18 protein-coding genes are annotated in these 23,107 nt (G+C 64.4%); 10 read left to right on the forward strand and 8 right to left on the reverse strand.

Translation table 11 applies throughout. The features are described 5' to 3' along the window. Positions 1 to 55: 55 nt before the first annotated feature. The gene (locus tag DEA8626_RS09845; protein ID WP_108852785.1) at positions 56 to 1,018 is read right to left on the reverse strand and encodes an ABC transporter substrate-binding protein; all 963 of its coding nucleotides are present in this window, start codon (positions 1,016 to 1,018) and stop codon (positions 56 to 58) included. A 223-nt stretch (positions 1,019 to 1,241) separates the two neighbouring features. On the opposite strand from DEA8626_RS09845, the gene DEA8626_RS09850 reads away from it, so the two are divergent. After that, positions 1,242 to 1,997: a DeoR/GlpR family DNA-binding transcription regulator gene (locus DEA8626_RS09850; protein ID WP_108852786.1), complete on the forward strand. Its 756-nt coding sequence runs from the start codon at positions 1,242 to 1,244 to the stop codon at positions 1,995 to 1,997. A gap of 1 nt (position 1,998) precedes the next feature. Here the strand turns inward: DEA8626_RS09850 and pbfA are convergent, their stop codons facing one another. From pbfA to DEA8626_RS09870, 4 genes are all read right to left on the reverse strand, one after another. After that, a complete protein-coding gene (pbfA, locus tag DEA8626_RS09855) occupies positions 1,999 to 3,348 on the reverse strand; it encodes a (R)-1-hydroxy-2-aminoethylphosphonate ammonia-lyase (RefSeq protein ID WP_108852787.1) in 1,350 nt (449 codons plus the stop codon). Between the two features lie 86 nt (positions 3,349 to 3,434). Next, a complete protein-coding gene (gene phnY / locus DEA8626_RS09860; RefSeq protein WP_108852788.1) occupies positions 3,435 to 4,898 on the reverse strand; it encodes a phosphonoacetaldehyde dehydrogenase in 1,464 nt (487 codons plus the stop codon). A gap of 1 nt (position 4,899) precedes the next feature. Then, positions 4,900 to 6,150: a phosphonoacetate hydrolase gene (gene phnA / locus DEA8626_RS09865; protein WP_108852789.1), complete on the reverse strand. Its 1,251-nt coding sequence runs from the start codon at positions 6,148 to 6,150 to the stop codon at positions 4,900 to 4,902. Between the two features lie 32 nt (positions 6,151 to 6,182). Next, positions 6,183 to 7,370 (reverse strand): 2-aminoethylphosphonate--pyruvate transaminase, encoded by a 1,188-nt coding sequence (locus DEA8626_RS09870; protein ID WP_219929182.1) that lies wholly within the window; start codon positions 7,368 to 7,370, stop codon positions 6,183 to 6,185. Positions 7,371 to 7,492: 122 nt separating this feature from the next. Here DEA8626_RS09870 and DEA8626_RS09875 point away from each other — a divergent pair, with 122 nt between their 5' ends. The 9 genes from DEA8626_RS09875 to DEA8626_RS09915 all read left to right on the forward strand — a co-directional run bounded on the left by DEA8626_RS09875 (position 7,493) and on the right by DEA8626_RS09915 (position 18,017). Next, positions 7,493 to 8,362: a LysR substrate-binding domain-containing protein gene (locus DEA8626_RS09875; RefSeq protein WP_108852791.1), complete on the forward strand. Its 870-nt coding sequence runs from the start codon at positions 7,493 to 7,495 to the stop codon at positions 8,360 to 8,362. A gap of 73 nt (positions 8,363 to 8,435) precedes the next feature. Beyond that, positions 8,436 to 10,019, forward strand: a complete 1,584-nt coding sequence (locus DEA8626_RS09880; protein ID WP_108852792.1) for a zinc-binding metallopeptidase family protein — start codon at positions 8,436 to 8,438, stop codon at positions 10,017 to 10,019. A 169-nt stretch (positions 10,020 to 10,188) separates the two neighbouring features. After that, a complete protein-coding gene (locus DEA8626_RS09885; protein ID WP_108852793.1) occupies positions 10,189 to 11,778 on the forward strand; it encodes an ABC transporter substrate-binding protein in 1,590 nt (529 codons plus the stop codon). Between the two features lie 55 nt (positions 11,779 to 11,833). After that, positions 11,834 to 12,934 carry a M24 family metallopeptidase gene (locus DEA8626_RS09890; protein ID WP_108852794.1) on the forward strand — a complete coding sequence of 367 codons (1,101 nt, stop codon included), beginning with the start codon at positions 11,834 to 11,836 and terminating at the stop codon, positions 12,932 to 12,934. After that, positions 12,934 to 13,941, forward strand: a complete 1,008-nt coding sequence (locus DEA8626_RS09895; RefSeq protein ID WP_108852795.1) for an ABC transporter permease subunit — start codon at positions 12,934 to 12,936, stop codon at positions 13,939 to 13,941. Before DEA8626_RS09890 ends, DEA8626_RS09895 begins: the two co-directional genes overlap by 1 nt. Position 13,942: 1 nt before the next feature. Then, positions 13,943 to 14,842 carry an ABC transporter permease subunit gene (locus DEA8626_RS09900; RefSeq protein ID WP_108852796.1) on the forward strand — a complete coding sequence of 300 codons (900 nt, stop codon included), beginning with the start codon at positions 13,943 to 13,945 and terminating at the stop codon, positions 14,840 to 14,842. A gap of 4 nt (positions 14,843 to 14,846) precedes the next feature. Next, positions 14,847 to 15,824, forward strand: a complete 978-nt coding sequence (locus tag DEA8626_RS09905) for an ABC transporter ATP-binding protein (protein ID WP_108852797.1) — start codon at positions 14,847 to 14,849, stop codon at positions 15,822 to 15,824. Next, positions 15,821 to 16,777: an ABC transporter ATP-binding protein gene (locus tag DEA8626_RS09910; protein WP_108852798.1), complete on the forward strand. Its 957-nt coding sequence runs from the start codon at positions 15,821 to 15,823 to the stop codon at positions 16,775 to 16,777. Before DEA8626_RS09905 ends, DEA8626_RS09910 begins: the two co-directional genes overlap by 4 nt. Before the next feature lie 67 nt (positions 16,778 to 16,844). Further along, a complete protein-coding gene (locus DEA8626_RS09915; RefSeq protein ID WP_108852799.1) occupies positions 16,845 to 18,017 on the forward strand; it encodes an amidohydrolase family protein in 1,173 nt (390 codons plus the stop codon). Between the two features lie 111 nt (positions 18,018 to 18,128). Here DEA8626_RS09915 and DEA8626_RS09920 read toward each other — a convergent pair whose 3' ends face one another. From DEA8626_RS09920 to DEA8626_RS09930, 3 genes are read right to left on the reverse strand one after another with little or no spacing between them, the layout of a single operon-like run. Then, a complete protein-coding gene (locus DEA8626_RS09920; RefSeq protein ID WP_108852800.1) occupies positions 18,129 to 19,574 on the reverse strand; it encodes a 6-hydroxynicotinate reductase in 1,446 nt (481 codons plus the stop codon). Between the two features lies 1 nt (position 19,575). Then, on the reverse strand, positions 19,576 to 22,275 hold the full coding sequence (locus tag DEA8626_RS09925) for a molybdopterin-dependent oxidoreductase (RefSeq protein WP_245890817.1): 2,700 nt from the start codon (positions 22,273 to 22,275) through the stop codon (positions 19,576 to 19,578). Continuing rightward, positions 22,272 to 23,105 (reverse strand): FAD binding domain-containing protein, encoded by an 834-nt coding sequence (locus DEA8626_RS09930; RefSeq protein ID WP_108852802.1) that lies wholly within the window; start codon positions 23,103 to 23,105, stop codon positions 22,272 to 22,274. The genes DEA8626_RS09925 and DEA8626_RS09930 overlap by 4 nt, the downstream gene beginning before the upstream one ends. Positions 23,106 to 23,107: the final 2 nt, after the last annotated feature.

The following is a 23,107-nucleotide window of genomic DNA, read 5'->3' on the forward strand; positions in this document are numbered from 1 at the left end:
CGTCGGTCCGCCTGCACAGACTGCGCGGGCGGACGTGCAGCACTTCGGCACGGGCCTACTGGCCGATCCAGGCCTTCCAACGGTCTTCGTTCGCGGATATCCATCCTCCCACGACTTCCGACACCGTCTTCCCGTTCAAGTCGACATCGGTGATCATCGCGCCCATTTCGTCATTGTCGATGGTGAACGCCTTGATCGCCTCGTAGGCGCCCGGCCACTTGTCCTTCACGCCGGCCCAGCCGACCTTCCAGATCTCGCCGAAAGGCTTGCCGCAATCATAGGCCATGTCCGGATTCGAGCCCCAGGCCGGATCGTTGTAGCACTCGGCCGTGTATTCCGGGAACTCGACCCATTCGCCCTCGTATTTCGCGGGCGCCCAGTGCGGCGCGTAGACCCAGAGCATGATCGGCGCCTGACGCTGATAGGCGCTTTCCAATTCGGCGAAAAGCGCGGCATCCGTCCCCGCGTGGATCACCTCGAAGGGCAGGTTCAATGCCTCGGCGCGTTCGTCATCGAACCCGCCCCAGGTCACCGGTCCGCCCAGGTAACGGCCCTTTGGCGCAGTCTCCGCGGTCGAGAACGCCTCGGCGCAGGCCGCGTCCAGAAGCGCCTCCCAGCTCGGGAGTCCAGGGCACTTGTCCTTCATGTAGATCGGGTACCACCACTCCTCCTTGGCCTTCATGCCGGTCGGCCCGATATTCTCGACCTTGCCGGTCGCGGTCGCCGCATCCATCGCGTCGCGACCCGTCGTCTCCCACATTTCCATCGCCACGTGGAGGTCGCCGGTCTCAAGCCCCGCAAACTGCGCCAGGTAGTCGGCCTGAACATATTCGATATTGTAGCCCGCCTGCTTCAGGATCTCGCCCATCAGCTCCGTGGTGATGAGCTGGCCGGTCCAGTCGTGCAGCGTGAGCTTGATGGGATCGGTGGATTCCTGCGCCGAAGCCAGCCCCGCGCCCAGCGCCAACGCGGATACCGCAAGGCTGCGGACGAGATTGACGGTTCTTCCGTTGGACATTTCGATCTCCCTGTTCAGCCGGCTCTCGCCGGTCCTTTGGAACGAAAGGTCTCGGGCGCAAACTTGGCGCCTCGCCCCGTCCCTTGCGTCAAGTAGGAGCCATTGGGGCGATTCCGTCAACGCTTTCACGTGGCATTTTGTGATTTCAATGCCCGAATTTCGGCCGAAACTTGTGAATTCCGGCGGCCAGGCCTAAGGTTCGAGCAACTCGTGACGGTGCCCGATGCTCTCCAAACGACATGCAGACATTCTGAAGATCCTCGAATCCGAAGGCTCCGCGACGATTTCGGCGCTGGCCCGCGAGCTCGGTGTATCACTCGAAACCGTACGACGGGACGTGAAACCACTCACAGAAACGGGTGTCGTCGTTCGAATTCACGGCGCCGTGGGGCTGGCCGGCCAGATCGGCGAAGCCCCCTTCCAGAAGCGCATGCGCGAGAACGCCGAGGCAAAAAAAGCCATCGCCCGGACGCTTGCGGCCTCGATCCGCGATGGTGAGACGATCATGCTAGATACAGGAACGACGACAAGCTACGTCGCGCGTGAATTGATGGGCCATCGGCGGCTCACGGTGGTCACGAATTCCTCCGACGTCGCCCGCACGCTCGCCACGGTGAACGGCAATCGCGTCTACATGGCCGGCGGCGAGCTTCGCAGCGATTCCGGCGCAGCTTTCGGCAAGTCCGCGCTCGATTTCATCGCCCGCTTCACCGTCAATCACGCGGTCATCTCGGCCGGCGCGGTCGATCATTCTGGCGTCATGGACTACGATCTCGACGAGGCCGAGATTGCGCGGTTGATGCTATCTCGCGGCGAACGGCGGGTCGTTGTGACCGATCACACGAAATTCGGGCGGCACGGCCTGATCGCCGTCGCGGAACTTGCCGAGATCGGGGAAATAGTCACAGACGGCGTGCCGGGCGCGGCGATCTCCGAGGCGCTCGCGGCGGCGGAGACCACGCTGACGCTTGCAGTGTGACTTAGCCCGCCTCGGCCCAGATCGCCTCCGCGACGATGCCGAGCGCCCGGTCAAGATCGTCCTGTCCGATCGTCAGGGGCGGCGAAAGCGTCAGGACGCAGCCGGCGCTGACCTTGAAGCTCAGACCGGCCTCGAGGCACCAGTAGTAGATCCGCTCGGCACGCGCAGGCGCAGGCGCGCGGCTCTCACGATCCTCGACGATCTCGGCGCCGAACATGAGGCCCCGCCCACGAACGTCGCCGACGATGGCAACGTCGCGGAGCGCTTCGCGCAGCCGGCTCAGGGCATGCGCCCCCAGCACTGCGGCGCGCTCGACCAGCCCCTCTTCGCGGATGATCGCGATCGTCTCCAGCGCCGCCCGCGCCGTGACCGGGTTCTTTTCGTGTGTGTAGTGCCCGATGGCGAAGTCGCCGCAAACATCGAGATCACGCCGAGCAATCACCGCCGCGATTGGCAGGATGCCCCCACCTAGCGCCTTGCCCAACGTCACAATGTCGGGGATCACCTCGTCGTGCTCGAATGCGAACATGCGTCCCGTCTTGCCGAGACCAGTCGGAATTTCGTCCATGATCAGGAGAGCGCCGTGACGGTTGCAGGCCTCGCGCACCGCGCGCCAGTATCCCGGCGGGGGCACGACCGGGACGGCCCGCATCGGCTCGGCGATCACGGCGGCGACATCGCCCTCGCGCTCCAGCACGAACTCGACCATCTTCGCGCAGGCGAGCCCGCAGGTCTCCGGCCCCGGATGCCCATATGCGCAGCGGTAGCAGTTGAAGGGCGCGACATGCTCCGCCCCGGGGAGAAGCGGCCCGGTGATATGCGACCGGAACGTCGCCTCACCGCCGACGCTCGACGCCCCGAAGCCAGCGCCGTGGAAGGCGTCCCAGAAACTCACGGTCTTGAACCGCCCAGTCGCCGCCCGTGCGATCTTCATCGCCACCTCGTTCGCATCCGAGCCGCCGGTGGTGAACAGCACCTTGCCGAGATCATCCGGCGCCAGCTCGCCCAGTTTCTCCGCCAGCTCCACCGACACTTCGTTGGTGAAGCGACGCGGCGAGAAGCTCAGGTCGTCAATCTGCGCCTTGATCGCGGCCACGACGCGGGGATGCGCATAGCCGATGTGATGGACTGAATTGCCATGGAAATCCATGTAGCGCCGCCCTGACGTGTCCTGGAGCCAAATCCCATCGGCCTTGGCGACGGTGTTCAGGCAGGGCGAGGACAGGCTCTGGTGAAGGAACGCAGCGGCGTCGCGGGCCAGAAGCTCCCGCGTCGCCGCGTCGGGATGGCGCGCAACCCAGTCGCGGCGCGCTTCGGACGTGTTCGACTCGCCTTCGGTATGAGTTCTCACGCCATCCCCCTTCTTCTGTTCGAAAAATACTCCCGCCGAAGACTCCCACGCTCACCGCGGACTCCTCCGACGCGAGGGAAGCGCACTCAGCGTGGCCACGGCAGAGAATAGGTCTTCACGTTGGTGAAGAATTTCATCGCCTCAAGCACGCCCTCCTTCACTCCGTTACCCGAATCCTTGATCCCGCCGAAGGGTGACATCTCGATCCGATAACCGGGCTGTTCCCAGATGTTCACGGTGCCGACGTTCAGCCCCTCGATATAGGACTGCATGCGGCGGAAATCGTTGGTGCAGACGCCGGAGGACAAGCCGAAGGGCGTTGAGTTCGAAATTCGTATCACCTCTGCATCGTCATCGGACACGCGGACGATGGGCACGATCGGCCCGAAGGTCTCCTCCATCACCAGTTCGCTGTCATGCGGCACGTGATCGACGACGATGGGCGGCAACAGCGCGCCACTGCGGCCGGGATCGTAAAGCACCTTCGCGCCCTGCTCGGCCGCCATGTAGACGCGCTTTTCGAACAGCGCGGCGGCCTCGGCATGGATCACGCAACCGAGCTGGGTCTCGGGATCCATCGGATCGCCGAAGCGGATCGCCTTGGCCTTTTTCAAAACCATCGGCACGAACCGGTCGGCCACGCTTTCCTGCACAAGGATGCGCTTCACCGCCGTGCAGCGCTGGCCGGAATTGCCCGTCGCGCCTGCGACCGCGAGCGCCGCAGCCTTGTCCAGATCGCCGTCGTCGAGATCGTTGAGCACGATCAGCGGATCGTTACCGCCAAGCTCCAGCGCCTGCCGCTTGTAGCCCGCCTTCGCGGCGATCAACTTTCCCACAGACACGCCTCCGGTGAAGGTAATGATGTCGATGTTCTCGTTTGTGATCATCTCCTCGCCGATATCCTTGGGCCAGCCGGTCACGATCTGAAACATCTCGGGCGGCAGCCCGGCTTCGTAGAGGATATCGGCCAGCGTGATCGCCGTGAGCGGCGTCTGTTCGGTCGGCTTGCAGACGACGCAGTTGTTCGTCGCGATCGCGGGCGCGATCTTGTGCGCGACCATGTTGAGCGGATGATTGAACGGCGTGATCGCGGAAATCGCGCGGACCGGCTCGCGCTTCGTGTAGATCTTGCGGTCCTTGCCGTGGGGCGTAAGGTCGCACGAGAATATCTGGCCGTCATCCTGGATGGCGAGTTGCCCGGCCAGCGTGAACACGTCGTAGCTGCGCCCGGTCTCATACAGCGCATGCTGCTTGCAGATGCCCAATTCCAGGACCAGCCAATGCGCAATCTCCTCGCGCCGCCCGCGGATCAGTTCGGCCGCGCGGAACAGGATCTGCTGGCGCTCGTAGCGGGTAAGCTTGGGTTTGTAAGCGGCGGCAATCTCGAACGCCTTGCGGGCATGTTCGGCCTTGCCTGCAGGAACCGTGCCGATAACCTCGTCGGTATAGGCGTAGCGAACCTCCACGACCTCGTCGGTGAAGACCTTTTCGCCCTCAATCCGCATGCCTTCGCGGCGGACCTCGGACTTGCTCTTTGTCGCGTCCTTCATGTCAAAGCGCCGCCGCCGTGGTTGCGTAGAAGAAGGCATCGAAATTGCGAAGCTCCGGTGCACTCGGCAAGTCGATCCTGCGGTTGACGATGAACGGCACCTCCTGCTCCGTCAGCCCGCCGTGAGACCGCAGCGGCTCCTTCAGGGCCGCGAGGTCATGGCGATGGGCGGATGTCCCGATCGTCATGTTCTCGCCCGAGATCATGACGATGTCGCCGATCCTGTCCGCGGGCAATTCGAACCGTTTCACCGCCTCGTCGCGGTCGATGACGAGCATCATCCCCTCCTGCGCGGCGAGCCGGTCCATGATGTCGGCCCGGTCCGCGCCTTCCGGCAGATAGACCGTGGCGAAGGAGCCGAGCGCGCCGTGATGGACGACGTAGGGGTCGGTGATCGGCAGGATCACGCGGGCGACCTCCTTGCCCAGCCAGTCGTCAAGCATATCCTGCACGTAGATGACGGCGGGCAATCCGTCCGACCCGTGCTTGGGCTTCATGCCGTGATCGGCGGTCACCACAATGGCTGCGCCCAGCGCGCCGAGTTCGGCGAGATAGCGGTCAAACATCGCGTAGAAGTCCTTCGCCCCCTGCTCATCGGGCGCGAACTTGTGCTGGATGTAGTCGGTCGTGGACAGATACATCACGTCGGGTTTCCATTCGCGCAGGAGTTTCACGCCCGCCGCAAAGACGAACTCCGACAGGTCGGCCGAATAGACCTCGGGCACCGGCATCCTGAGCCACTCACTCGCATTCTCGATGCCGTTCTCGGCCATTGTCGTCGTATCCGACTTCTCCGACGAAAAGCAGATTGCCCGGTCCTCGTCGAACCTGAGACCCGCCCCCAAAAGCGCGCGCAGCTTGTCCTTGGCGGTTACGACCGCGACACGGGCGCCGGCGTTATGGAATTCGGCGAAAACGGTCGGCGCACGCAGAAACCGCACGTCGTTCATCATTACTTCCTGCCCAGTTTCCGGCTCGAAGAGATAGTTGCCGCAGATGCCGTGGACGGAAGGCGGGCGGCCTGTCGCGATGGAGAGGTTGTTGGGGTTGGTGAAGGACGGAATTACCGAATTCGCCAGCCGGTCGGTGCCTTCTTCGCGCATCCGCTTCAGCGTCGGCATCAGCCCCTCGGCGATGGCCGCATCGAGGTATTCCGGCTCGCACCCATCCAGGCAGATGGCCACCGCCGGCACCTTCGGCCAGGGGTAGACCCGGTCGTTCGCCGTGACGGGCGCGCGGTTGATCATGTTCATCTCTTGTCCTTCCGTCGGATATCGGTGCCGCCTCAGGCGGCCAGCTTGGCGCGTTCGGCGATGGCGGCTTCAGGCGGCGCGGCGCTTGTCACCCCCATATCGGCCAAAGCATCTTTTGCGGCCTGAATGACATTTCGCATCACGTGCTCGTCGAGCCGACCGATGCAGCCGATCCGGAAGCTGTCCACCACGGTCAGCTTGCCGGGATAGATGATAAAGCCCTTGGCTTTCATCAGATCATAGAATGTCGAGAAGTCGAAGTTCGGATCGGCCGGGCAGAAGAAGGTCACGATGATGGGCGAGAGCCAGCGGTCCTTGAGCAGCGTCTCGAAGCCCAGGTCCCGCATTCCTTTTACGAGGACATCTCGGTTCTTCGTGTATCGCGCGCCGCGGCCAGCGACCCCGCCTTCTTCGGCATGAATGCGCAAGGCCTCCTGGAACGCGGCGACGACATGAGTAGGTGGCGTGTAGCGCCACTGGCCGGTCTTTTCCATGTAGGCCCACTGTGCGTGGACATCGAGAGACAGCGAATGGCTGTTGCCTTTCGCCGCTTCGAGCACGGACCTGCGCGCGATCACGAAGCCGAAGCCCGGCACGCCTTCGATGCACTTGTTGGCAGAGGAGACCATCGCTTCGTAGCGGATCTTGTTCACATCGAGCGGCAGCGCCCCGAAGGCTGACATCGAATCGATAAGGAGCTTCCGATTCCGCTTGTAGACGGCTTCCGAAATCTCCGCGACTGGATTGAGGATGCCCGAGGATGTCTCGCAATGGACCGCTACCACATGCGTGATCGCCGGATCGGCGTCGAGCGCCGCCGCGACCTCATCGCCCCGGGGCGGCATGTAGTCGCCCTTGTCAATCAGCGTGTAGGCACGCCCGAGATAGCGCATCGTCTCTGCCGCCCTCAGTCCGTAGGCCCCGTTCGCCAGGACGAGCGCCTTGCCGTCCTTCGGCACGAGTGTACCGAGCATCGCCTCGACCGAGAAGGAGCCGGACCCCTGCATCGGCACGCAGATGAATTCGCCGGATGTGTCCCCTGCCAACGCGACCAACTGTCTGCACACGGACTTTGTCATCGTCCGGAATTCTGCGTCCCACGAGCCCCAGTCCTTCAGCATCGTTTCCTTCGTGGAATAGGCGGTTGTCAGCGGCCCGGGAGTCAGAAGATAAGGCTCGCCCAACTTCGGCGCGGGCAGCGGCACGGCAGATTCCGGCATCATAAACTCCTGATGGGGTGGCCTCTCGACACAGCTTTTTCCACGCTGACATTCATATGTAAAATCGTTATTTTGGATCACTTCAACGATTCTACTTATGATTAATCGTAGGTCAACAACCCATGCGTTACGTTCAGCTCCGCGCCTTCCACCATGTCGCCGTCTGTGGCGGGTTTTCCCGCGCGGCGGAAGCGCTTCACCTGACCCAGCCCGCCATCTCGGATCAGGTCCGCAAGCTCGAAGAGGAATATGACGTCCTGCTCTTCAACCGGCACAAGAAGCAGGTGAGCCTCACGCCGCAAGGCGACAAACTTTTGGAAATCACGCGCCGTCTCTTCGACAACGAGCATCAGGCACTGGAGCTTTTGTCCGAACAGCGCGCGCTGCGCTCCGGTACGCTCCGCGTCATGGCCGACAGCGCGCATCATCTCCTGCACATCCTCGCGCGGTTCCGCGACCGGTATTCAGGGGTCAGGGTCACGGTCCGAGCAGGCAATACAGAAAGCGTGCTCGCAGCCCTTCACGCCTACGAGGCCGATATCGGCGTCCTCGGGGACGTGCCCGAAAGCCGCGATCTCGAAGCGCTGCGCCTAAACGTCACGCCGATCGTGGCCTTCGCCGCCCGGAGTCACCCGCTCGCGGCACGCGACGCATTGCAAATCCAGGAGTTGATAGCGCTGCCGCTCGTCCTGCGCGAAAAGGGCTCGAAAACCCGCCGCAAGCTCGAGGATGCGGCCGCCACTGCGGGCGTCACGCTGACCCCCGTTATCGAGGCCGAAGGCCGCGAGGCGGTGCGCGAGATCGTGGCCTCGGGCGCGGGTATCGGCTTCGTGTCAGAGGCGGAGTTCGGCGCTGATGCGCGGCTCGTGCAGATCCCGTTGCAGGGGGCTGGCAATCTTACGATGGAGGAAGCGCTCGTCTGCCTGCGCGAACGGCGGGGCGGCAAGCTCGTCCAAGCTTTCTTCGAAGTGGCGCGCGATCTGACGGCGTGACGGAAGTGGATAGGGCGTTGCCGCCGCGCGCGAAAGCGGCCAACCTGCGCCTCAGCCGCAAACGAGAAGGCGCATGACGTTCTCCGCCGCCCAGACCACCGCCATTGCAGCCGTCGACGCCCGCACGGGCCATCTGTCGGAGTGGTGCGCGACGATCTTCGATTTCGGCGAGACAGCGTGGCGCGAGTACCGGTCCGCCGCCTGGTATATCGAGCGGTTGCGGGCCGAGGGCTTCGCGGTTGAGGAAGGCTCGGGCGGAATGCCGACCGCCTTCTGCGCGGAATGGGCCAGCGGCGACGGACCCGTGATCGGCATGTACGCCGAATACGACGCGGTGCCAGGCAATTGTCAGGCCGCGACGACGCGACGCGAGCCGCGCCAGGGGCTGGGCTTTCAGGCCGGTGGCCACACCGATCCGCATTCCGGTCTCGGCATCGGCGCGCTCGGCGGGCTTCTCGCGACCAAGGCGGCGATGGAGAAACATGGGTTGAAGGGCGGCCTGCGCTTCACTGGCGAACCGGCAGAGAAGGTCCGGGGCTCAAAGCCGATCCATGCGTCGAAGGGCTACTACGACGGGCTCACCGCGATGCTGTCGTTCCATCCGTTCTACATGCTTCCGCTCTGCAACACGGTTCGTTGGGACACGCATTGTGGCGCGGCGTTTTCGATGGTCTACCGCTTCTTCTGCGACGCGCCCGAGACCTGGGGCGCGCTGGACGGCGCGCCGATTCCGCAGGCGCATTCGGCCGTGCGCGCACCCGGCGCCACCGACGCGTTGATGTCGATGCACCAGTCGTCGAAGGCACTGCGCGACGCGATGCTGCCGCATCAGGGCGGGTGGTCTATCTCGGAGGCGATCCTGACGGCCGGACAGGCGACGGCCGACAATCTGCCGGCGGGGCTTGCCGAGATCCAGTACATGATCCGCACGCCGACGATCGCCATGGCCGAACAGGTGACGGCCGCGCTTGACCGCAACGCCGAGGCGGCGGCAGCCATGACCGGATGCCGTGTCGAACGGCACTGGGTCTCGAAATCGCGCCCCGGCCTGGCCAACCACGCGATTGCGCGGATCGTATGGCAGGCGATGCAGGCGGTCGGCGCGCCCGAATGGGACGACAGGGCGAAAGACGCCGCCCGCGACATCCAGCGAAATCTCGACATCGGGCCGATGCGTGATCCCTTCATCGACGAGATGTCCCGCCTCGTCGCACCCGAAGCGGCCGAGGCGATCCTGCGCCGCGATCTGCCGCCGTCGCAGTCGCATTCCACATCGGACGACTATACGGACATGTGCTGGCACGCGCCGACAGCGCGGTTCTACGTCGCCCGGCCAGCTCTTAAGCCAGCCGACGGGCGCTCCTACCCCGCTTGGGTCATGAATGCGCTCGGCGGCATTCCCGCGACCATCGACCCGATGGTGCGGACGGCGGCCAAGGTGCTCGCCGCGTCCGCGGTCCGGCTTCTCGAGGATGTCGAGGCGCGCGACGGGGCCATGGCCGAGTTCCGCGCCCGCACTGGCGGCGGCATCGGCGGCGAGGACTGGATCGCTCCGCTTTGCGATTACGATCCACCGATCCACTTCCGCTGGCCCGAATATGTGGAGACCTCGCGTGGCCGGGACTGGTGGATCCCCGCCTCGATGCCCGGGGCTTGATGATGCCGGGGCCGGAGCGAAGTATTTGTACTCGGACGCAGAAGATAGTTAACTCTGGCAGGACCGCTCGCGAGAAGGGTGGCGGTCGAGACACCATCCACCGCCTCCGACGCAAGGAAGCGGCGGAACGAAGACAAAAACCATTTCAGTAAAGGGAGGATACAGAACTATGTTCAGACACGCATTCGCAACCGGAGCCGTGCTCGTCGCGCTTCTGGGCAGCGCGGCATCCGCCAAGACGCTGGTCTACTGCTCGGAGGGCTCGCCGGAGGGCTTCGACCCCGCTCTCTACACGTCCGGCACGACCTTCGACGCCTCGGAACACACCATTTTCGACAAGCTGGTCTTGTTCGAAACCGGCACGACCAATGTGATTCCGGGTCTTGCGGAAAGCTGGGAAGCCTCCGATGACGGGCTGGAATACACTTTCACGCTGCGCCAGGGCGTGAAGTTCCACTCCAATGACCAGTTCACGCCGACACGCGACTTCAACGCCGACGACGTGATCTTCTCGTTTGAACGTCAGCGTCTCGACGATCATCCCTACAACCAGATCTCCGGTGGCACGTGGGAGTATTTCGACGGCATGTCGATGCCCGACCTCATCAAGTCGATCGAGAAGATCGACGACTACACGGTGAAGTTCGTGCTGAACCGGCCCGAGGCCCCGATGATCTCGAATCTCGCGATGGGATTCGCCTCGATCCACTCGAAGGAATACGGCGACGCGATGATGGAGGCGGGCACGCCCGAAATGCTGAACCAGGCGCCAATCGGCACGGGTCCGTTCAGTTTTGTCGCCTACCAGAAGGACGCGGTGATCCGCTACAAGTCGAACCCCGACTACTGGCGCGGCGCCTCGCCGATCGACGACCTCGTATTCGCAGTCACTCCGGATGCATCCGTGCGCTACCAGAAGCTGAAGGCCGGCGAATGCCATGTCATGCCGTATCCGAACCCTGCGGATATCGAGGCGATCAAGGCAGATTCCGAAATCCAGATGCTGGAACAGGAAGGCCTGAACGTCGGCTATCTCGCCTATAACACGACTCAGGCGCCCTTCGACAATGCGAAGGTCCGGAAGGCGCTCAACATGGCGATCGACAAGCAGGCGATCATCGACGTCGTCTTCCAGGGCTCCGGTCAGATCGCGAAGAACCCGATCCCGCCGACGATGTGGTCCTACAATGACGCGGTCGTGGACGATCCCTTCGATCCCGAAGGTGCCAAGGCGATGCTTGCCGAAGAAGGTATCGACAGCCTCGACATGAAGGTCTGGGCGATGCCCGTACAGCGTCCCTACAACCCTAACGCCCGCCGGATGGCCGAACTCATCCAGGCCGATTTCGCCAAAGTCGGTGTCAATGTCGAGATCGTCACCTACGAATGGGGCGAGTATCTTTCCCGCTCGCGCGAGCTTGACCGTGACGGCGCAATCCTTCTGGGCTGGACCGGCGACAACGGCGACCCGGACAACTTCCTCGCCGTGCTGCTGGGGTGCGACGGGCGCGAGAACTCGAACCGCGCGCAGTGGTGCTACGAGCCCTTCGAGGAGCTGATCCAGAAGGCCAAGGTCATCACTGACATTGCCGAGCGCACGAAGCTTTACGAAGAGGCCCAGGTCGTCTTCAAGGAGCAGGCGCCCTGGGCGACGATCGCGCATTCGGTCGTCTTCATGCCGATGCGGACCAACGTGACCGGCTATAAGGTCCATCCGCTCGGCGGCCATATCTTCTATGGTGTCGATTTGACCGAATGAGGTTCCTGGGCGGGGCACATTGCGGCCCCGCCCGTTTTGCTGGGGAAGTACCGTCATGACCGAGTGCTTTGCCGCGCATCGCCGCGTCGCGCGCGACTTGGGCGTCGATGCGGTGGCACTGGTCCCCGGCAGCAACTTCGAACGGCTCTTCAAGAAAGGCTTTCACACCAACGAACGCCCGCTCGTCGTTCTGATCCCGGTCGAGGGCGCACCCGCAGCGCTCGTGCCCAATCTGGAACTCGCCTCGTTCGCGCTCATCAGCTTCGACGGCGAAGTCTTCGACTGGTATGACCAGACGGGCTATGCGGACGCGTTCGCTGCTCTGGCCGCGCACATGCCGATCCGGTCGGTCGCGGTCGAAGGACAGGTGATGCGGGTCTTTGTGCACCATGCGATGGCCACGGCATGGGTTGGTCTGAGAATCGTGGACGCCGAGCGCCAGATCTCCGGCCTGCGCCTGTGCAAGAGCTTGGAGGAAATCGCGGCGCTAGAAGAGGCGATCCGCATATCGGAGGTCGCCTTGGAGGACGTTCTGGCCGAGGTGAAGCCCGGCCTTACCGAGGCCGAGGTCGAACGCCGCCTGATCTCCTCGCTCTTCACGCGAGGCGCCGACGAGCAGGCGTTCGGCGCCATTGTCGCGGCGGGAGAGAACTCCGCTCGCCCCCACGCCACAGCGCGCGCCGACTACCGGATCCGCACCGGCGATGCGCTGCTTCTCGATTTCGGCGCCCGCAAGTCGGGTCTGTGCGCCGACATCACGCGCACCGTCTTTATCGGCCACGCGACCGACGAGGCGCAGGCGGTCTACGAAGCCGTGCTGAAGGCCAACGTGGCGGGCCACGCCGCGACCCGTTCAGGCGCGACTGCCCATGACGTGGACGACGCCGTGATCTCCGTCCTCGAAGCCTCACCCTTCGCCGACCGCATCCGCACCAAGACTGGCCATGGACTCGGCCGCGATGTGCATGAGGCGCCCTACATCATGCGGGGAAACCATCAGGTGCTGGAGCCGGGCATGGTCTTCACCATCGAACCCGGCCTATACCGCGTCGCAGCCGACGGTTTTGGCGTCCGGATCGAGGACGACGTCGTCGTCACCGATACCGGTTGCAGATCCCTCACTACATCACCGAAAACTCTAAGGATCGTTGGCTGATGCTGAGATATCTCCTGTCACGCCTACTGACCTTCCTGCCGACCTTTTTCGGCGTGACTCTCATATCCTTCGCATTCATCCGCGTGCTGCCGGGCGACCCGATCATCGTCATGGCGGGAGAGCGGGGGCTCAGCGAGGAACGCTATCAAGCGCTTGTCCAGCAGTTCGGCTTCGACAAGCCGCTCTGGCGGCAATATGTCGACTACCTCGGAGGCGTCGTCCAGGGCGATCTCGGGCAAAGCTTCGTGACGAAGAAACCCGTCTGGGACGAATTCTTCGCGCTCTTCCCCGCAACGCTGGAACTGTCACTCTGCGCGATGATCTTCGCCGTTGCGCTTGGGCTGCCGGCGGGTGTCGTCGCTGCCGTCAATCGCGGAAAGTTTTTCGACCGGGCGCTGATGTCTTCGGCGCTGGTCGGCTATTCGATGCCGATCTTCTGGTGGGCGCTCCTCCTCATCATCGTCTTTTCCGGAATGCTGGGTCTGACCCCCGTTTCCGGGCGAATCAGCCTGCTTTACTTCTTCGACGATCCGACAGGCTTCATGCTGATCGACTCGATCCGGTCCGGACAATCGGGCGCGCTCGCCTCGGCAATCCATCACCTGATCCTGCCGACAATCGTTCTGGGCACCATCCCGCTCGCCGTGATCGCTCGCCAGACCCGCTCCGCGATGCTGGAGGTGCTGAGCGAAGACTACATTCGCACCGCGCGCGCCAAAGGGCTTGCGCCCGCCCGCGTGAACGGCGTCCACGCACTCCGAAACGCGCTCATCCCGGTCATCACCGTCATCGGCCTGTCGGTCGGCACGCTGCTTGCCGGCGCAATCCTGACCGAGACCATCTTCTCCTGGCCCGGCATCGGCAAGTGGATGGTCGATTCCATCTTCCGCCGCGACTATCCGGTCGTTCAGGGGGGGCTCCTTCTCATCGCGGTCATGGTGATGATCGTCAACCTGACCGTCGATGTCCTCTACGGCCTCATCAACCCCAAGATCCGGAAACGCTGACATGGCCGAGGCAACCGCCGCTCAAACCGCTCCCGACCGCCCCGGCCGCCTGCGCGAATTCTGGTACTATTTTCGCGAGAACCGTGGCGCGGTGATCGGGCTCTGGGTCTTCGTCGCATTCGTCTTCGTGGCCATCTTCGCGCCGCTGCTCGCGCCGCATGGGCCGACCCAACAGTTCCGAACCGCGCTTCTGCAGCCACCCTTCTGGCAGGAGGGCGGCAGCCTCGCTTTCCCGCTCGGTACCGACGCGGTCGGGCGCGACATGCTCTCGCGGCTCCTACACGGCGCGCGCTATTCCTTCTATGTCGGCATCATCGTCGTGACGATCGCGGCCTCGGGCGGCATCATCGTGGGGCTCCTGTCCGGATTCGCACCGAAATGGGTCGACACGATCATCATGCGGGTGATGGACATCATCCTCGCCTTCCCCTCGCTTCTTCTTGCGCTCGTGCTGGTGGCCATCCTAGGACCCTCGCTCACAAACGCGATGATCGCCATCGCCATCGTTCTTCAGCCGCACTACGTACGGCTTACGCGGGCCAGTGTGCTCTCGGAGAAAAACAAGGACTACGTGACCGCCGCCCGGGTTACCGGAGCCGGCCTGCCCCGGCTGATGTTCATCACGGTCCTGCCCAACTGCCTATCACCCATCATCGTTCAGGCCGCCCTATCATTCTCGACAGCGATCCTCGATGCCGCCGCGCTCGGATTTCTCGGCATGGGCGCCCAGCCTCCAACCCCGGAATGGGGCACAATGCTTGCCGAGGCGCGCGAGTTCATCCTGCGTGCATGGTGGGTCGTGACCTTTCCCGGCCTCGCCATCCTGATCACAGTCCTCTCCATCAACCTGATGGGCGACGGACTGCGCGACGCGCTGGATCCGAAACTGAAGCGGAGCTGAGCCAATGCCCCTTCTCGACATCCGCAACCTCTCGGTAGATTTCGCCACTGCCTCGGGCCAGTTCCGCGCCGTCGACGGTGTCGATGTCGCGGTCGATACGGGCGAAATCCTGGCAATCGTGGGCGAGAGCGGTTCCGGGAAATCCGTCTCCATGCTCGCGCTCATGGGCCTGCTGCCGTGGACCGCGACGGTGACGGCCGATGTGATGAACTTCGACGGCACCGATCTGCGTGGCCTTTCGGCCCGCAAGCGCCGCGACATTGTCGGCAAGGACATGGCGATGATCTTCCAAGAGCCGATGTCGTCGCTGAATCCCTGTTTCACGGCCGGTTTCCAGATCAGGGAGGCCTTGCGCGTTCACCTCGGCCTCGACAAGAAGGAACGCCACGCCCGCGCGGTCGAGCTTTTCGAATTGGTCGGCATTCCAGCGCCGGAAGAGCGTCTCCGCGCCTTCCCTCACCAGCTTTCAGGCGGCATGAACCAGCGCGTGATGATCGCCATGGCGATCGCGTGCAACCCAAAGCTCCTGATCGCCGACGAACCAACGACGGCGCTCGACGTGACGATTCAGGCGCAGATACTCGACCTGCTAACGGGGTTGCAGAAGGACACCGGAATGGCGCTGATCCTGATCACACACGACATGGGTGTCGTGGCCGAAACGGCCGAGCGCGTCTCGGTCCAGTACGCCGGCCAGAAGGTCGAGGAACAGCCCGTCGCCGATCTGTTCGAGACGCCGCATCACCCCTACACCGCCGCCCTCCTCGCGGCGCTTCCGGAACGCGCGACAACGCGCCACCTGCCGACGATCCCGGGTGTAGTGCCCGGTCAGTTCGACCGGCCCCAGGGCTGCCTCTTCAGCCCGCGCTGCCGGTATTCCGACGAGACGTGCCGCTCGGTCCCGCCCGAGCCGCGGGACAAGGCAATGGGCTATGCGCGCTGCCACTATCCTATGAGCGCCAAGGCGGAGGCGGAGGCATGAGTGAACCCGTTGTCGTCGCCGACAATCTGACCCGCCACTATGAGGTTAGAGGCGGCCTCTTCTCCAAGGGCGGCACGGTGCGCGCCGTCTCCGAGACGAGCTTCTCGCTCGAACCCGGCAAGACGCTCGCAATTGTGGGCGAGTCCGGCTGCGGCAAGTCCACGCTCGCGCGGCTGATCACGATGATCGAGGAGCCAACGTCGGGCAGCTTCTCAATCGGTGGCAAGAAGGTACGTCCCGACAACTGGGCGGACCTGCGAACCGACGTCCAGATTGTTTTCCAGGACCCCTACGGCTCGCTCAATCCACGTCAGCGGATCGGTGCGATCCTCGAGGAACCATTGAAGATCAATCGCCCCGAGACGCCCGCTTCCGACCGCGAGGCCAAGGCGCGCGAAATGCTGAAGCTCGTCGGTCTCCGTCCCGAGCATTTCGACCGTTATCCGCACATGTTCTCGGGCGGCCAGCGTCAGCGCATCGCGGTCGCCCGCGCGCTGATGCTGGAGCCCAAGGTGCTGGTTCTTGATGAGCCTGTCTCGGCGCTCGACCTCTCGATCCAGAGCCAGATCCTGAACCTCCTCGTCGACCTCCAGGAAAGGCTCGGCCTCGCTTACCTCTTCATCAGCCATGACCTCTCGGTCGTGAAGCACATGGCCGACGACATCATCGTCATGTATCTCGGGCGCCCGGTCGAAATCGGCCCGAAGCACGAGATATTCGCCCATCCGAAGCACCCATACAGCAAGGCGCTTCTGTCGGCGACCCCCATCGCAGACCCGAAAGCCGCGAAGACCCGGATCAAGCTCGAGGGCGAACTGCCCTCGCCTCTGAACGTGCCGCGCGGCTGCCCCTTCGCGCCGCGCTGTTGGAAGGCCCAAGACCGCTGCCGCGCCGAACGGCCGGAACTCGAAGGCGGGCGCCAGAAGGCTGCCTGCTTCTTCCCCGAAGCATAGGGCCAGTTACCGTTTGCCCGCAAAGGGTTGTTGTGGGACCATCACCGAACACGAAGGGAGTCCCGCCATGCCCGAGACCAAGCTCGTTGTCCGCCATATCGGCCAGATTCTCTCGGGCAAGATCGAGGAGCCGCTGATCGACGGCGACTGCGTGGTCTGCGAGGGCGACCGGATTGCCGCCGTTGGCCACGAGAAGGACCTCGACACCGAAAAGGCGACGACCATCGTGGACGCCAAAGGCATCACGCTCTGCCCCGGCCTCATCGACAGCCACGTCCACCCCGTTATCGGCGACTACACACCGCGTCAGCAGCAGCTTCACTGGATCGACTCGTGCCTCCACGGCGGCGTCACCACGATGATCTCGGCGGGCGAAGTGCATGCGCCGGGGAGGCCCAAGGACATCGTCGGCCTCAAGGCGATGGCGATCGCCGCGCAGCGCTGGTACGAAAATTTCCGCCCGTCGGGTGTCAAGGTCCATTCCGGCGCTCCGGTGCTGGAAGAGGGCATGGTCGAGAGCGATTTCAAGGACCTCGCCGAGGCCGGCGTGAAGCTTCTGGGCGAGGTCGGCCTCGGGTCAGTCAAGGCCGGCGAGACGGCGGGCCAGATGGTCAAATGGGCGCGAAAATACGGTATTCAGTCGACGATACATACTGGCGGCCCTTCGATCCCCGGCTCGGGCCTCATCGACAAGGACGTCGTGCTGGAGGCCGATGCCGACATCATCGGGCACATCAACGGCGGTCACACGGCCTTGCCCGACGACCAGATCACCTGCCTCTGCGAGAGCTGCCTGCGCGGCATCGAGATCGTTCACAACGGCAACGAACGCGCCGGGCTTCTCGCGATGCGGACCGCGTTCGAACTGAAACAGCCCGACCGCATCATCCTCGGCACTGATGCGCCCGCGGGCTCCGGCGTGCAGCCGCTCGGCATCCTCAGGATGATTGCGATGCTCTCGTCGCTCGGCGACGTGCCGCCCGAGATCGTGTTCTGCTTCGCCACCGGCAACACCGCCCGGATGCGCGATCTCGACTGCGGCATCATCGAGCCAGGCAAGGCCGCCGATTTCGTCCTGATCGACACCGCCCAGCACGCGCCGGGCAAGTCGATGCTTGAAAGCATCCATCAGGGCAACCTGCCGGGCGTCGGCATGACCATAATCGACGGCATCGTCCGCACTACCCGCAGCCGAAACACCCCGCCCGCTACGCGGTTGCCGGAGGTCGTTGAGGGCTGACCTCACTTTCTGTCGGAAAATACTCCCGCCGGAGGCAGATCCGAGCGTCCACTGCCCGGCAGTGGGCGCGAGACAATGATATGCGCCTGGAAGGCGCGCAATCGGAGACCCCTACCTGTCTCGCTTGACCGAGAGGCGGCGCTCGATCTCGCCTTCGATCTCCTCGACCCGTCGCACCGTTTCCATATGCCCGCCGAGCGCCTTGTAGTCGCTCAATCTCAGCGTGAACTCGATCGGCGCGACTAGTGCCGGCGTCGGGACGTAGCCGAAGGCATTCGATGGCATCTCCGTCACGTCGGCCATGAAGGTGATGCCGCCGCCTGGCCAGACGTAGCACTCCGCCCCGCCACAGGTGACGCGCGTCACCGCTTCGCGCACCGAGCGGGTGAGCCGGACGGGATTTTCCGTCACACCCGCGCGCAGGCTGCCGCCGGCTCCGCCCATGAAAAGAACTGAAGTGACGGAGGGTTCACAGTTCTCCGCGATCCGTTCGACCGAGGTCCTGAGATTTTCCGGCAGGCTTGCCGGCACCGGCATCAGGTCGTCGTCCAATGCGAAGTAGCCCCATTGCTCCCCGGTCGTCGAGACCATCAGGAGCGTGAGCCCCGGCCGCGCCGGTGCGCGCCAGGGCCCGAGAATCGTCAACGGGTCCTCGATATTCGTGCCGCCCCAGCCCGTGCCGGGCTCGGCCACCCGGAAATAGCGGCCGGGCGTCGACTTGCGCCCGAGGATCTTGATGCCTGTGGGCTCTACGCCCAGAACCTTTCCAGCCTGATGCTCCGAGAGGACCCCAGTGATGTGGTCGTCAACGACGACGACCTCGTCTACCAGTCCGTGCCATTGCTTGGCGAACATGCCGATAGCGGCCGAGCCGCAGCCGACCCGCATGAGCTGTTCCGTGACGCCGTTGACGATAGGTGGCTTCCCCGCCTGCAGGACGACGTCGGCGCCGCCGTCGATCGTCACTTCGACGGCTTCGCGGTTGCAGAGTCTGAGCAGCGCGTCGCAGGTCACGCGGCCCTCCTTCTTGCCGCCGCCGGTGAGGTGATGGACACCGCCGAGCGACAGCATCTGAGAGCCATACTCGGCCGTTGTTACATGCCCGATCGGCTCGCCCTCCACCCGCACGGCAGCCGTCTCGGCGCCCAGATAGCGATCGGTATCGATCTTCACCTTGGCTCCGCAATAGGAGAAGATTCCTTCGGTGACGACGGTGACCATGTCGACGTCGTCATAGCTCTGGGCGACAATGAAAGGCGCGGGCTTGTAGTCGGGATAGGTCGTGCCCGCGCCGATCGCGGTGATGAACGGCCGTGCGGTTCTGAGAATATCGCCGTCCCACTCACCCGCTTCGAGTTCCAGGAACGGTACGACCTGCCCGTCGCTCTCAGTCGCCGCCTGAAGCACCGTGAAGGGATCGAGCCGCACGAGTTCGCCCTCGTGGTTGGCGTAGCGGTCGCAAGCCCCGGCGCGGCCTTCGGCGATGTAGCACATGACCGGGCAGGCGTCGCAACGGATCTTGCCTTCCATTCGGGCCTCGACGCTCTGACGGACCATCTCAGTCCCCCCTCGCGGTGCGGATCGCCGCCAGAACCCGGTCGGGCGTCGCCGGAAGGCGCGTGATAAGCGCGCCCGTGGCGTGCCGGATCGCCGAAAGGATCGCAGGCGCGGTCGGGATCAGGACATGCTCGCCGAGGCCCTTCGCTCCGTAGGGGCCGTGCGGGTCCGGCACCTCAATGATATGCGATGTAATCGGCGGCACGTCTCCGATGGTCGGTATCAGGTAGTCATGCAGGTTGTTGGTGCTGCCGGGTATGTACTCTTCCATCAGTGCGAGCCCGATACCTTGGGCCACTCCGCCGTGAACCTGCCCCTCGACCAGAACCGGGTTGATCGCCCGGCCCACGTCGTGGGCCGCATGGATATGGTCGAGCTTCACGGTGCCGAGCCCGGTGTCGACGGTCAGTTCCACCAACTGCGCGGTGTAGCCGTAGACGGCGTAGGGAACGCCCTGACCGTTCTCGTCGAGCGGCGAGGTCGGCGGGTCGTATGTCTCGGCAGCCTCCAGGACGTAGCCTTCACCCTCTGGCAGCGCCGCTTGGTGGACGACGCCATCGCACGCGGTCACGGTCACTGCTCCTGCCCCGATGGCGATCACACCCTCGGTGCAGTTGGTCAAACGCAGGAGCTCGGACCGAAGTGCCAGCCCGGTGAGGCGCGCCGCGTTCCCCGACACATAGGTCTGACGTGAGGCAGAGGTTTTGCCTCCGTCCGGCGTCGCGTCGGTATCCGGCCCGATGATCGCCACGCTCGCGACGTCCACGCCGAGCGCCTCCGCGAAAATCTGCGTGACGACCGTGTTCGCGCCCTGCCCGATATCCATTGCGCCCTGGTGAAGGACGACACGGCCGTCAGCGGTGATCCCCGCCCGGATGGTGGACGGATTGGGCAGAGAGGTATTGCCACAACCGTACCACCCGCAGCATATGCCTGCGCCCGCACAAAGAACTCCGCCCTGCGCGTTGAAATCATGCGCTTTCTTTAATGCCACACGCCATGCCGGCCGCAGCGCCTCGAGGCAGGGCCTGATCCCCACCGCTCCGTCGAAGACCTGGCCGGTCGTCGTCGGTACGCCGTTGTCGAGCGCGTTCAGAAGCCGAAACTCGAGCCGGTCCATTCCGAGCTTTTCGGCCAGATCGTCGAACACCGCCTCCTGCGCGATCGCCGCCTGCGGCACGCCGAAACCCCGGAACGCGCCTGCCGGAACACAGTTCGTGTTCACTGCCTCGGCCCGCGCGCGGTAGCCGGCGTGGATGTAGGGTCCGCCCGCATGAACCGGCACGCGGTTCGCGACCGTCGGCCCCCACGACGCATAGGCACCGGTGTTGAACGTACCGTCGAAGGTGAAGCCCGATAGCCGGCCGTCCTTCGTCGCTCCGGCACGCACGTGCATCCGCGCAGGGTGTCGCTTGGTAGTGGAAGCCATTGACTCTGCACGTGAATAAGCCACCCGAACCGGTCGTTCCAACCGCATCGCGGCAAGCGCCACATGCGGCTGAAACGACAGGTCGAGCTTCGATCCAAAGCCGCCGCCCACCGCTGTCGGCACGACGCGCACCGCCTCTGCCGGCAGGTCCAGTATGTCCGCAAGGGACTCGCGGTTCATGTGCGGCGCCTGTGTGCCGCCATGCACCTCGATCCGGCCATCCTTCCAGTCCGCGTAGCCCGCCTCGGGCTCGATATAGGCGTGCTCTATGAAGCTGGTCTCGAGCCTGATCTCGGCCACGACATCGGCTCGCGCAAGCGCCGATTCAGCGTCACCTCGCCGAACAAGTCCATGGCACATCACGTTTTTCGACCGCCCCGGATGTATCTCCGCCATCGCCTTCGCTGCTTCGGCCTCGCGCACGGAGTCGCACGACTCCCACGCGACCGGGAATTCCGTCAGGTCGAGCGCCGCAATCACATCCGGACGGCCCACGACGGCAGCGACCGCTTCGCCTCGAAACAGCGCCTCGCCTGCGGCGTACACCGGCTGGTCGATGAACCCCGGAATGACGCCAAAGCGGTTCTTCCCGGGCACGTCCTTCGCCGTGAGGATCAGGTCGAGGCGCATCACCCGCGCATAGTCATCTAGGTTTCCGAAGGTGAAACGACAGCGGTCGTGCGGTGCGCGAATGACCTTCAATACCAAGGCATTATGCGGCACAGCGTCGTCGCCGAACACCTCGGTCCCGTCGATCTTGCGGGCACCATCGACGCGCGGAATCCCCGCCCCCACGACGCCTTCGCCGACGCGTGGAGCGGCGGTGCCCATCACCGCGTCGATGATCTTGCGGTAGCCGGTGCAACGGCAAAGCACGCCGCCCAGCGCGTCCTCGACCTCGCGCTCGCTCGGCGCGGGATTGCCGCGCAGAAGCGCCATCGCCGAGACCAGCATACCGGGAGTACAGATCCCGCACTGCGCCGCCCCGTGCGCAAGAAACGCCTCGGAAAGTTTTGAAAACGCTGAATCATTATCGCGAAGGCCGGCAAGCGTTTCGACGCGCCTGCCCGCGACCTGGGATGCCGCCGTTATGCACGCGCAGACAGGCGCGCCGTCAACCAGAACCGTGCAGGCCCCACAATCACCGGCGTCGCAGCCGACCTTGACGTCCATGCAGCCAAAATCACGCCTGAGGATCGTCGCAAGCCGTTCGAGCCCGCCCGCCGCGCGCGTCACATTGCGGCCGTTCAAGGAGAAGGAGACGGCGCTCATAGCCTCGTCCCGCATCCGTCCAGCATCCGTATGGCAAGCGTCCCGACAGCGACCCGACGATAGGCGGCGGTCCCGCGAACATCGCCGATCGGTTTGAGCCCTCCGAAATGCTCCGGCCGCACGACCTGCCCGAGCGCGGCGGCCTCCTGCCCAACCAGATCGCCTTCCAACGCGGCGAGCCGCATGGGCACCTCCGAACAGGCCCCGGCGGCGATCCGCGCGTCGGCCACGACCCGGCCATCGAAGCGCAAGACCATCGCCAGCGACACAATCGAGATGACCAGATAGGCACGACTGCCGAGCTTCTCGAACGCGGACCAGACCTGTCCCTCCATGCGCGGCACATGGACAGCTGTCACAATTTCGTCCGGGCGGCGCAAGGTCCTGCGATTGCCGGTAACAAACTCTGACAGCGGCACGACCCGCCGACCGCCAGCCGAGGCAAGCTCCACCGACGCGTCCAGCGCCAGCAGGACCGGCACACCGTCCGCCGCGGGCGAGGCATTGCAGATATTGCCCGCAATCGTCCCGGTGTTCTGGATCTGCACCGATCCCACCTGCCGTCCGGCGACCTTCAACGCGTCGAACTGAGCTGGCAGCTCCGCACGGATCAGCTCCGACCAGGTCACGCCCGCGCCGATCCGCCAGACATCGCCGTCCCGCGCGATCCCGCGAATGTCTGAAACAGCCGTCACATCCAGAACGCGGGGCGGCGCCGGGCGGTCGCCGAGCGACGGAAACACGTCCGTTCCGCCCGCAAGCACGACGGCTGGCGCTTCGGACAGGAATCCCAGCGCATCGCTCAGGTTGTCGGGCCGGAACACTGTCATCG

The sequence above is a fragment of the Defluviimonas aquaemixtae genome, assembly GCF_900302475.1.
In the GTDB taxonomy this organism is placed as follows: Bacteria; Pseudomonadota; Alphaproteobacteria; order Rhodobacterales; family Rhodobacteraceae; genus Albidovulum; species Albidovulum aquaemixtae.